The sequence below is a fragment of the Paraconexibacter sp. genome, from assembly GCF_041602235.1.
Lineage (GTDB): Bacteria > Actinomycetota > Thermoleophilia > Solirubrobacterales > Solirubrobacteraceae > Paraconexibacter.
The window spans coordinates 1-10,701 of sequence record NZ_JBFIGP010000114.1; the positions used below are offsets into that span (position 1 = coordinate 1).

The window sequence follows — 10,701 nt, forward strand, 5'->3', positions numbered from 1 at the left end:
GCCGACCGCGTGCGAGAGCGACCTCACGCTCCAGACCGCCTTCGGGATGTCCTGCATCCCGATCTACCAGCGGATCGCCCGCGAGCTCGGGACCCCGGCCTACCGACGCGCCGTGCGAGCGATGCGCTACGGCAACCGCGAGGTCGGCGGCGCCCCGCTCGACGAGTTCTGGCTGCGCGGGCCCTTCGCGATCTCCGCGGTCGAGCAGGTGCGGTTCCTGGAGCGCCTGCGGCGCGGGGCGCTCCCCGTTTCCCGCACGGCCATCGCCGACGTCCGCGAGATGATGGTCCTCGAGCGGCACGGCGGCACCACGCTCCGCGGGAAGACGGGCTACGTGTTCACGACGTCCCCCCGCGTCGGCTGGTGGGTCGGCTCCGTGGAGCGCGACGGACGGTCGTGGACGTTCGCGCTCAACCTCGACATCACCGCGCCGGAGCACTTCGCGGCCCGGACGTCGATCGGGCGGGCGATCCTGCGCGAGCTGGGCGCGCTGGACTGAGGTCCGCCGCGACCGCCGACGTGAGCCGGATGCGAGGGACCCTCAGGACGTCCTGGGGGTCCCCCACCCGGCCGGTCCAGTGGAGCCAGTCGGGATCGAACCGACGACCTCCTGCTTGCAAAGCAGGCGCTCTCCCAGCTGAGCTATGGCCCCAGGGGATCGGTCCAGTGTAGCTGCGTGATCGCCCGTGGCGGACTCAGCCCGGCCGACGCCGCCGCGGGGACCCCGACGCGCCATTTGCCCACCGCACCCCCCGCCTGTAGGCTTCCGCGACGCGTGTTGCCTTATGTGCGCGACACCACGGTCCAGCAGCAGATTGGGAGAACACGGTGGGTAAGAGCCCCATGGCGGCGTGTCGCGGCAACCGCCTGGCACGTCCGCGCGCACGCGCCTGCGCATCGATCCTGATCCTCGGGGGGATGCTGGTGGCACAGGACGCCGCCGCGGCGAAGCGCCCGCCCGCTCGTGCGGACATCGCGCCCCTCTCGGTCGCGCTCACCGGTGAAGGCCGCACGCTGCAGGTCAGGTACAAGGCCATCAACAGAGGGCGCCGCACCGCCGGCCCCACCGTCACCCGCATGTATCTGTCCACCGACGCACGCCTGGACCTCAAGGCCCGGCGCGTCAAGACCAAGAAGGGCACGCGGCGCGTGCTCGCCGACCCGGCCGCCACGCTGACCCCGAGGCTGACGCGGCTCCGCTCGCGGCGAACCACGACCGCACGCGCCACGGCGACCGTCCCGGCCCGGCTCCGGAGCGGCCGCTACCGCGTGTTCCTCTGCCTCGACGCCACGCGGCGCGTCCGGGAATCCAACGAGCGCAACAACTGCCGGTCCACGTCCCTCGTGCTTCCGCTGCGGCGGCCCGCCGCGGCGCCCGTCGCGAGCCCTCCGCCCCCCGCGCCCACGCCGGCCCCGGCCCCGGGAACGCCCACCCCGGCGCCGGCCCCCGGCGGCGGCGCACCGCCCCCCGCCACCCCGGGCAACCCGCCCGCGGACGGCGGCGCCCAGCCCGGGCTTCCCGCCGGGGTCGTGGGCCAGGTCGCCGCCGTGCAGGAAGCTCGAAACCTGCCCGATGCCGTCGCGTCGACCTCGTCGATGCTGCGGTCCGCCGGGATCGCCGTGCCGACGACCTCACGGTCGTCGACGGAACCCGCCGCCGGGATCTCGCTCGGCGAGTTCGAGACCATGCAGGTCGCCCGCGACGGCCGTCGCAGCGCGTCGATCGGCCGGGTGACGCTCGACGAGCTCGCCACCAGCCTGCACCAGGCCGGCGCACCGTTCGCCATCGAGCGTGCCGACGGCACCATGCGCGACCCCGGATCGAGCCTCCGCAACTTCCTGGCCGGCACGGTGCGCGCCGCGCTGCAGCACCCCGACGACGCCGCGGCCCAGGCTCCGCTCCTGCTCGCGGCACTCGCCCGCTCGCGGACGCCGTCGATCGACCTGACCCGCACCGACTACGACCCGGGCACGCTGTCGCTGACGCACCTCGACCTGCTGCTGGTCACGTCGATCCTCGCGCAGATCGCTCCCGTCTACCGCGCCGATCAGCCTCCTCCCGCCTCCGACAGCCCGCGTCCACGGGCCGCCGCTGCGACGCCGTGCTCGGACTTCAAGACCTACCTCGAGAAGCGGGTCACCCTCAGCGACGTCGCGTTCGCGTACGGCACGCAGAAGGCGGTCTCCGCATACATGAACGAGGTCGCCTCCCTGCTGGCCAAGGAGGTCACCGAGGCGAGCACCGCAGCGGCCCAGCACGTCCTGAGCAGGACATTGGCCGCGCTCGGGGTCCTCGCGAAGGCCCAGGGCATTGCCCTGCTGTACTCGACCGCTCAGGCCGAGCTCGTGGCCGGGGTGGACGAGGTCGACAAGCCCGCAGCGGGCACGCCCGCCCGACCGATCCTGTTCACCGTCAAGGCAGGCGTCCCGGACGACGAATGGGAGGTCTACAAGGCCAACCAGCCGAGCGACTTCATGAACAGCGTCCGCGACTGCGCCGCCTTCGCCGGACTCCCGACCTGGACCACGGCGGCGGACATCGCCGGCACGATCGAGAAGTGGCGCGTCGAGTGGCGGATCGTCGAGGGTTCCGGGTTCCATGCGCTCATGTCCGCGGGGCAGCAGTACGACTTCCCGGGACGGCTCGCCGAGTACCTCGAGCGGCGTGACGATCACACCGGCACCGAGAACGTCTCCCTCGACATCCTGCCGGCCCGCCGACCGGGGACGGGGCCGGTCCTCGTGGAGCCCGTGACCGTGCGAGCCGAGATCGCCACCGATCCGCCCCCGAACATGCTGCTCTGGCTGTCAGCGGCCGAGGCCGGCGCGGACCCGTTGGGCCTCATCGGACCGGTCAGCGACCTCGTGACCGGGTTCATCCAGAACCTCGCCACCCTCGACGCCACGAAGACCGTGAACGTCCGGTTCTCCGACCCGGGGGTCTGGTACGGACGGATCGTGGAGACCATCACCAACCAGTACGGCGTGACGTTCTCGTCCTACTCCTCGGGTGAGGGTGGGGCGTACTCCCGTACGAACTCGAGCTCCCGGCGCGTCGGCAAGACGCAGACGGTGACGCAGATCGGGGCCGGCAGTGACGCCACCACCCTCGGTGTCGGCGTCGCACGCTCCTCGCGCGAGGACGCCGTCGACACCTACGCCAGCGAAAAGCGCCGCGAGTACAAGCCGTGCTCCACGCACGAGTACTCCGTGTTCACCACGCAGTCCTGGTCGTCCAGCGTCGTCATGTCGGACGCGACCCCGGCCCCCATGGTGACCGACGAGGGCAGTCTCATCCCGAGCACCCTTCGCGACCCGGATGCACGGTCGCAGGGGACCGGGGACTACACCGTCGAGACCAGCGACGGCGACTGGCTGGCGGACACCGGGCTGGGGAACGACTACCGCTGCGAACCCCGGCCGGTCCCTCCCACCGACCAGACCGACCACGAACCGTACGACGACACCCCCGGTCACACCCTCGATGTGCTGGTCTCCGGACCGCCGACCGAGCGCCGAGGCTCCGAGGACGTCTGGCTCTACCAGAGCGAGCGCACCGGGGAGCACGGGTTCGACCTCCAGACCAAGCGCATCACGGTCGAGCTGCGACGGCGGGCGCGCTGACCGGCCGGGTCAGCGCCGGCGCAGCGAGCGCCACTCGTCGATGGCGAGCTGCTCACGGGCGGCCTCGTGCTCGATCGCGTCGACGTGGAAGTCGTGCGAGGCGTCCGAGCACCAGAAGCGCGGATGACGGTCCAGCCAGCGGCGGGCGTCCGCCGCACCGGCTTCGAGCAGCGCCTCGACGAAGACCTGGTCGAACAGGAGGAAGCTGAGGAGCTCGCCGCGGGCCCGGGTCCGCTCACCACCGAGCAGGCGCGACATGAGCGGGTAGTCGATGTCGCGCAGGCCGCGAAGTCCGCTGTAGCGCTCGCGGAACACGCGCTCGGCGATGAGTCCCATCTCCCCGCGGCGCTCGGGCGCGACGAGCGCATAGGAGATCCTCTTGTAGGGATGGCGACCCCGTGCCTTGCGGTAGGCGCGAGCGGACTGCGAGGTGCTGGAGCCTGCCGAGGCCCCCTCGACGAAGAACGAGTTGATCGAGACCATCCGCTGCAGGTCGTCGGAGACCTGGTCGACCAGGAGCCCGTCGACGATGTTGGCGGCGACGTCCGCCAGGCGCGGGACCGGGGGCTTCTCGGGGACCGGCGGCCGGTCCGCGTAGGGTTCGAACCCGATGATCACCACCTTGTCGGCGCCAAGCGAGAGTGCTGGGGAGATCGGGGAGTTCAGCCGGGTTCCCCCGTCGATGTAGAAGTCCGCGGCGCTCTTGGGCGTGGTGACCTCGACAGGTGGGAAGAGCAGCGGGATCGCCGCCGACGCGCGGACGTGCTCGGGCTGCAGGGAGGGGACGCGGACGTACCGGAGGTCGTCGCGAGGCGAGGACTTCGGCATGGCGCCCTTGGTCTCCACGAACGCGACCGGACCCGAACGCGTCAGCGCGGTCGCCACCACGCACACCGCGTCGATCATCCCGTGCTTGACGTTGCGATGCAGCGCCAGCCAGTCGACCCACTTCGTGAGGCTCCGCTGCAACGGTGACGGGTCCAGCACGGAGGCGAGCCGGACGCCGGGAACCTCCAGGAGCTCGCCCAGCATCCGCAGGCCGACGAGCGGCAGGTTCGGACCGAACACCGGCCGGATGACGTCGGTCTTGCGCATGTCGCGCCACCGGGCCTGGGTGATCGACGCGATCTCGTCCGCGGGACGGTCGGCCAGGGAACCCAGCAGCGCGGCGTTGATCGCCCCGACGCTCGTGCCGCAGACGACGCTGACCCTCTCGCCCCGGCGCTCGAGCTCGGGGAGCAGGACGCTCAGGGCGCCGGCCTCGTAGGCGCCGCGGGCGCCGCCCCCGGGCAGGACGATCGCGACGCCGCCATCGCGTGGCGCGGTCGACGGAGCCGTCGGTGTGGCGGGCGTGGAGACAGGCATGCGGCCGGGAACACTGTCGCACCGGCCCGTTCCGTGCGCCTTGGCCCCGCGGTCGAGCGAAGGTGCCTTCTTGTGGACGGTCGGGCGAGCGCACGCCCGGACGAAGGAGCGGGACGTCTCGGTTGGTTCCGGCCCGAGACGTCCCGCTGAGTCCTTCGCTGCCTGCGCGCGTGGCGCAAGCTGGTGACCTCATGCGAGCCGGCGGTTCCCCAACGACCGGCTCGTGGGTGCGTCCCTCCAGTCATCGGCGGCACCGTCCGGGATCACAACCCACGCTGGACGGACGTCCTACCGCGGGGCCACGGCCCCGCCGATCACCTAGAAATCGAAGTCGCGCGGGGGCTTCTGCTCGAACCAGAGCCGATCGTGCTCCGGCGTCTCCTCGAGGAACTCGGGCGTCTCCTCGAGCACGTCGTGCTCCCCCGGCTCGTCATCGGCGGGAACGACGTCCTGCGGCGGGACGACGGGCTCCTCAGCCGCGGGAGGCTGCGGCTCGCGCGCGACGGGCGGCTCGGGCGCAGCCGGGGGCTCGGGCGTGGGCGGGGTCGACGGCGGTCCTGCGGGCGACGGATCGTCGAGCAACGAGCGCTGATCTCCACCCCGCAGCTCCTCGAGGTCCGACAGGGAGTAGGCCGCGGTCGGCTGATCGCCCGGAGCGGGCGCCTCCGGCTCGCGAGGCGCGGGCGACTCGGGCTCGCGGGCCACGGGCGGCTGCGGCGCAGGGGTCGGCGGCTCGGGTTCACGAGGCGCGGGCGGTTCGGGCTCGCGGGCCACGGGCGACTGCGGCGCAGGGGCGGGCGGCTCAGGCTCAGGAGCCACGGGGAACTCCGGCTCCCTCGCGGTCGGCGACTCGAAGGCCGGCTCGTCCTCGTCCTCGGACTCGGGCTCGTCGGCGACCCACTCGAACTCGTCGTCGTCCCTGCGGTCGTCCTCGACCGGGACGGGCGGCACCTGCGCCTCCCGGGACTCGGGCGCGTCCTCCTGCGCCGCCTCTCCGGGCGGCTTCAGGTCGAGCGCAGGATCACCGCGGCGGATCGGCCCGAAGGCCTCGTGCTCGAGCTGCGCGAGCCGCCGGGAGTCCTCTCCACTGCGGCGCTTGAGCTCGAGGTGCTCGCGGATGGCGTCGTCGAGCAATCCCATACCGTCACCTACCCTAGCGCCCGCTCCGCCCGGACGGTCCTGTTCTTTCCAGAATGCTTGGCCTCGTAGAGCGCCGCGTCGGCCGCAGCGATCAGGGTGCGCAGGTCCTCGGCGGTGCTCGGGAGCTCGGCGGCGCCGAAGCTCGCCGTGACCTTCAGGGGGTGCGGCGAGTCAGGAACCTCGATCTCCAGGCCCGCGATCCCCTCGCGGACGCGCTCGGCGAGGTTGTAGGCGCCCTCCAGGGAGGTGCCCGGGAGCACGATCGCGAGCTCCTCGCCCCCGTACCGCGCAGGCACGTCGATCTCACGCGCCGTGGCCCGCAGGACGCGGGAGATCTCGCGCAGCACCTGGTCGCCCACCTGATGCCCGTGCGTGTCGTTGACGCGCTTGAAGTTGTCGATGTCGAGCAGGACCAGGCCGACGGGCTGCCCGAAGCGCTTGGAGCGCTCGACCTCGGCGGCGAGCGCCTCCTGGAAGCGCCTGCGGTTGGCCAGGGACGTGAGCTCGTCGGTGACCGCCTGGCGCTCGACCATCTCGTGCAGCCCGACGTTCTCGACCGACACGCCGGCCTGGCCGGCGAGGTACTGGAAGAGCTCCCGGTCCGCCGGTGCGAAGTCCGCCCCGCGACGAGCGACCGCCATCATCCCGATCACGCGTGGCGGGCCGTCCGTGGCGCTCTCGACCCGTAGCGGGTTCGCGAGCGCGCACACGTCGCCCTCGCGGGCCAGCGCAGGGCGCCCGGTCGCCACGACCTCGGCCTCGGCCGCGTGGATCGCGTCCTCGAGGCCGGTCGGATCCCCGTGGACGGCGACCTGCTCGAAGGGCGTGTCGGGCGCGTCGCGCAAGGTGGCGCGCGCCGCCCCCCCGGGACCCGTCACGCCCTCCACCGCCGTGCGCACGAAGATCTCCAGCAGGGCGCTGCGGTCGAGGTTCGAGGCGGCCGTGTCGCCGATCGTGCGCATCGCCCCGGCCAGGCGCAGCTGCTCGCGCTGGAGTGCGTCGACCTTCTCCTGGAGCTGCTCGCTCATCTGGTTGAACTCGGTGCCCAGCGCCGCGAACTCGTCACGACCGACGGTGGGGACCTTCGTGCTGAAGTCGCCCTGGCCGATACGGCGGGCCGCGGTCAGGAACTCGGCGATCTGCCGCTGCAGCGAACCGGCGACGACCAGCGCGCTCATGAACGCGAGCACGAAGAACCCGGCGAGCAGGCCGAACGCCGACGCACGGGAGAACCCGCCGTCCTCGGACGCCGACGCCGCCTCGTCCGCCAGGACCGTGATGCGCGTCCGGTCCGCTCCGAAGGCGGGAGCGCTGAAGGTCGCCGTCCGGTAGGACGTCTCCCCGATGCGCACGGTCCCCGGATCCCGGGGGAACCGGACCGAGGTGGCGGCCGGCAGCGTGCTGACGGGCTCCCGCCCGGGCGCCCTGGAGACCACCACCTCCAGACCCGTCGCCTCCTTGACGAGCGACGCGTAGGCGCGCGGCCCCTGCGTGGACACGAGCAGTCGCCCGAAGGACGCTCCCGACGCCTCGGTCAGCTCACGGACCGCCGGGAAGACCGCGTCCTTGGACCCGACGTCGACCAGCGTCCGCGTGCCCCGCCGGATCTGCAGGCGCTTCAACCCCTCGCGGCGCACCAGCTGATTCGCGCGCCGGGTCGCCGCTGCGCGATCGCTCGCGCGCAGCGCCGTCGCGAGCACACGGTCCTGCCCGATCTGCACCGCGGCACGGTCCGCCTCGTCGCGCGCCCGCGCCTGGAGGTTGATCGCGGCCTCCTGCCGCGCCGACAGCCTGGCGTCTGCCTTCGCCGAGGTGTTGTCGTCGATCAGCCGGAACACGATGACGGTGAGCGAGACCATCGGCACGATCACGATCGCGACGAAGAAGATGGTCAGCCGACCGCGAAAGCTGCGCAGGAAGCCGAGGAGGTCGGGACGGTGCATAGGGCTGCGATGCCCAGCGTACCCGGGAGCCAGGCCGTCTCCACGAAGGTTCGATCCCACCGCGGTGCGGCCCCAGGCTCGCGCCACGGCGGATCGACGGCCCGCGCCCCGGATGGCTACCATTGGGGGCCCCGGGGCTATAGCTCAGTTGGGAGAGCGCCTGGATCGCACCCAGGAGGTCGGGAGTTCGAGTCTCCCTAGCTCCACTCGGGAAGGACCCGTCTTCACGAAGGCGGGTCCTTTGCGTTGCGCGTCACGCCCGCGAGGCCGCGAGCCCGCCGGGGAGATCCCCCGCAACCGCCCTGCGGGGACCTACGGATGCGCCCTTTCCGGACCTGCGGGAGGCTCGGACCATGAGCACACACACCAGCCATCCGAGCATCGTCGCCCGTAGCGCTGAGGCGGCTCACGTCTGGTACCACGAGACCGCGACCGCACTCGGGACCGACGACCTGCGCTACGCAGCCCGCGCGTTGCGCTCCGTGCTGCACGCGCTGCGCGATCGACTGACCGTCGAGGAGACCGCCCAACTCGCCTCGCAGCTCCCCACGCTGATCCGCGGGATCTACTACGAGCTGTGGCGGCCCGGAGCGACGAAGCACCTGTCCCACGACGTCGACGCGTTCCTGAAGCAGGTCAGCGACGAAGGGCACATGGCCGGCGAGACCGAGGCGTCCCACGCCGTCGCCGCGGTCGCGAAGGTCCTGCGCCAGCGCGTCTCCGAGGGAGAGATCGAGGACGTCCTCGCGATCCTCCCGGCCGCCATCAGGCCGCTGTTCGAGGCACCCGCCTGACGTGCTGGAGACCGCGGTCATGGCGTTCACCGACCGTCGGCACGCCGGACGCGCGCTCGCCGAGCGCGTGCGGCGGTTCGCAGGTGAACGGCCGGTCGTCGTCGCGCTTCCCCGGGGCGGCGTCCCGGTCGGCTTCGAGGTCGCCCGCGAGCTCGCGGCGCCGCTCGAGATCCTGGCCGTACGCAAGCTCGGAGCACCCGGGAACCCGGAGCTCGCGGTCGGGGCCATCGCCGAGAACGGCAGCTTCGTGCTCGACGCCGCCGCCGCCGAGCGGACGGGCATGACGCAGACGCTGCTCGACGCGACCGTCGACCGGGAGGCGCGCGAGCTCCGCCGGCGCCAGCTGAGCTACCGCCACGGCCGACCCGGGATCGAGGTCCGCGACCGCACCGTGATCGTCGTCGACGACGGTCTGGCGACCGGACTCACCATGCTCGCGGCCGTCCGCTCGCTGCGCGCGACGGGGGCCGCGCGGATCATCGTCGCCGTGCCGGTCGGCGCACCCGAGACGGTCGCATACCTGTCGGAGGAGGCCGATGAGGTGGTGTGTCACACGACCCCGGACGACCTTCGAGGGGTCGGGCTCTGGTACCGCGACTTCGCGCCGGTCAGCGACGCCGAGGTCCTGAGCCTCCTGGCGAACGCCCCCCACGAGCCCGTGGCAGCGGAGCCGCCCGTCACGGCGCGCGGCCTGCGCCTGCCCGTCGCCGGGGCGACGCTCACGGCCGACCTCACCGTCCCGCATGCGGCCCACGGGCTCGTCGTGTTCGCCCACGGCAGCGGCTCGAGCAGGCTGAGCCCGCGCAACCGCGCGGTCGCGGCCGGGCTCAACGAGGCGGGCTTCGGGACGCTGCTGGTGGACCTCCTGACCGAGGAGGAGGCCGCCGAGCGCGCGACGGTCTTCGACGTCGCGCTGCTCGCGAGCAGGCTCGGGGACGTCACCCGGTGGGCGCGGAACGACCCGGCCACCCACGGTCTCGCGATCGCCTACTTCGGCGCGTCGACCGGCGCGGCCGCCGCGTTGCACGCCGCGGCCGACGCGAGCGACGTGGTGCGCGCAGTGGTCTCCCGGGGCGGTCGCCCCGACCTCGCCGGGGACCACCTGGCGAGGGTCCGCGCGCCCACGCTGCTGATCGTGGGCAGCCGGGACCGGCAGGTCCTCGAGCTGAACCGCGACGCGGCCGAGCACCTGACCTGCCCGAACCGGCTGGTCGAGGTCGACGGCGCCACGCACCTGTTCGAGGAGCCCGGCACGCTCGAGCGGGTCGGCGCGCTGGCCGCGGACTGGTTCGCGACGCACCTCGGGACCTGAACGTCCCGAGGTCCGATCGGGCGCCGCTATCCCTCCGGGGCCGGCTCCACCACGTAGATGTGATTGCCGTCGGGGTCCCGTAGGGCGAACATCAGGGGGGCTCCAGGGGGTGTCATCGGCTCCGGGTCGAGGTCGATGCCGCCGATCGCCGACAGGCGCGCGTGCTCGCCACGGACGTCGTTCGTCTCGACGCCGATCGCGCTCCCGCCAGGCGTGCTGTTCATCGGCGGATTGAGGGCCAGCCGGGCGGTGGACCCGGGCGGCGCGACCTCCAACCACCGCATGTCGCCGTTCTCGCCGAAGGAGATGTCGGCGCGCAGCTCGAACCCGAGCTTCTCCGTGTAGAACGCCAGCGCGGCGTCCTGATCGCTGACCGTGAACATGGCGACGCCGAGGTTCGACACGGTCGTGGGGTCCTTCGTGAGATCGCTCATGCACCCAAGACCGCCCGACGGGGAAGAACTCATCGGTCGGCCGCGCTGCGGACCTCCACTCCCCGCTCGCGCGCGGTTCGGTTTCCGCC

The 10,701-nt window shown here is 72.7% G+C and carries 8 protein-coding genes and 2 tRNA genes; 5 read left to right on the forward strand and 5 right to left on the reverse strand.

The window, feature by feature from the left end; all coding sequences use genetic code 11:
* On the forward strand, positions 1-499 hold a 499-nt coding region (locus ABYE80_RS10800; protein ID WP_372790284.1), incomplete at its 5' end, for a penicillin-binding transpeptidase domain-containing protein.
* An 80-nt stretch (positions 500-579) separates the two neighbouring features.
* Here ABYE80_RS10800 and ABYE80_RS10805 read toward each other — a convergent pair.
* A tRNA-Ala gene (locus tag ABYE80_RS10805) sits at positions 580-652 on the reverse strand.
* 176 nt (positions 653-828) lie between these two features.
* On the opposite strand from ABYE80_RS10805, the gene ABYE80_RS10810 reads away from it, so the two are divergent.
* Positions 829-3,624, forward strand: a complete 2,796-nt coding sequence (locus ABYE80_RS10810; RefSeq protein WP_372790285.1) for a CARDB domain-containing protein — start codon at positions 829-831, stop codon at positions 3,622-3,624.
* Between the two features lie 9 nt (positions 3,625-3,633).
* On the opposite strand, the gene ABYE80_RS10815 is transcribed toward ABYE80_RS10810, so the two are convergent.
* The 3 genes from ABYE80_RS10815 to ABYE80_RS10825 all read right to left on the reverse strand — a co-directional run bounded on the left by ABYE80_RS10815 (position 3,634) and on the right by ABYE80_RS10825 (position 8,072).
* A complete protein-coding gene (locus ABYE80_RS10815) occupies positions 3,634-4,989 on the reverse strand; it encodes a patatin-like phospholipase family protein (protein ID WP_372790286.1) in 1,356 nt (451 codons plus the stop codon).
* 318 nt (positions 4,990-5,307) lie between these two features.
* Positions 5,308-6,129 carry a hypothetical protein gene (locus ABYE80_RS10820; protein WP_372790287.1) on the reverse strand — a complete coding sequence of 274 codons (822 nt, stop codon included), beginning with the start codon at positions 6,127-6,129 and terminating at the stop codon, positions 5,308-5,310.
* Between the two features lie 8 nt (positions 6,130-6,137).
* Positions 6,138-8,072: a diguanylate cyclase gene (locus ABYE80_RS10825; RefSeq protein WP_372790288.1), complete on the reverse strand. Its 1,935-nt coding sequence runs from the start codon at positions 8,070-8,072 to the stop codon at positions 6,138-6,140.
* Positions 8,073-8,205: 133 nt separating this feature from the next.
* Between ABYE80_RS10825 and ABYE80_RS10830 the strand changes: the two genes are divergently transcribed.
* The 3 genes from ABYE80_RS10830 (at position 8,206) to ABYE80_RS10840 (ending at position 10,178) form a co-directional block, all read left to right on the forward strand.
* Positions 8,206-8,278, forward strand: a tRNA-Ala gene (locus ABYE80_RS10830).
* 147 nt (positions 8,279-8,425) lie between these two features.
* The gene (locus ABYE80_RS10835) at positions 8,426-8,866 is read left to right on the forward strand and encodes a DUF2267 domain-containing protein (protein WP_372790289.1); all 441 of its coding nucleotides are present in this window, start codon (positions 8,426-8,428) and stop codon (positions 8,864-8,866) included.
* A 19-nt stretch (positions 8,867-8,885) separates the two neighbouring features.
* The gene (locus tag ABYE80_RS10840; RefSeq protein ID WP_372790291.1) at positions 8,886-10,178 is read left to right on the forward strand and encodes a phosphoribosyltransferase family protein; all 1,293 of its coding nucleotides are present in this window, start codon (positions 8,886-8,888) and stop codon (positions 10,176-10,178) included.
* Positions 10,179-10,204: 26 nt separating this feature from the next.
* On the opposite strand, the gene ABYE80_RS10845 is transcribed toward ABYE80_RS10840, so the two are convergent.
* Entirely contained in the window at positions 10,205-10,612 is a 408-nt protein-coding gene (locus ABYE80_RS10845; RefSeq protein WP_372790290.1) for a VOC family protein, read from the reverse strand.
* Positions 10,613-10,701 lie beyond the last annotated feature (89 nt).

Excerpts from the sequence above, each read along its gene's own strand:
- ABYE80_RS10815 (WP_372790286.1), bottom strand. The coding sequence starts at position 4,989 with ATGCCTGTCTCCACGCCCGCCACACCGACGGCTCCGTCGACCGCGCCA.
- ABYE80_RS10820 (WP_372790287.1), bottom strand. The coding sequence starts at position 6,129 with ATGGGATTGCTCGACGACGCCATCCGCGAGCACCTCGAGCTCAAGCGC.
- ABYE80_RS10825 (WP_372790288.1), bottom strand. The coding sequence starts at position 8,072 with ATGCACCGTCCCGACCTCCTCGGCTTCCTGCGCAGCTTTCGCGGTCGG.
- ABYE80_RS10835 (WP_372790289.1), top strand. The coding sequence starts at position 8,426 with ATGAGCACACACACCAGCCATCCGAGCATCGTCGCCCGTAGCGCTGAG.
- ABYE80_RS10840 (WP_372790291.1), top strand. The coding sequence starts at position 8,886 with ATGGCGTTCACCGACCGTCGGCACGCCGGACGCGCGCTCGCCGAGCGC.
- ABYE80_RS10845 (WP_372790290.1), bottom strand. The coding sequence starts at position 10,612 with ATGAGCGATCTCACGAAGGACCCCACGACCGTGTCGAACCTCGGCGTC.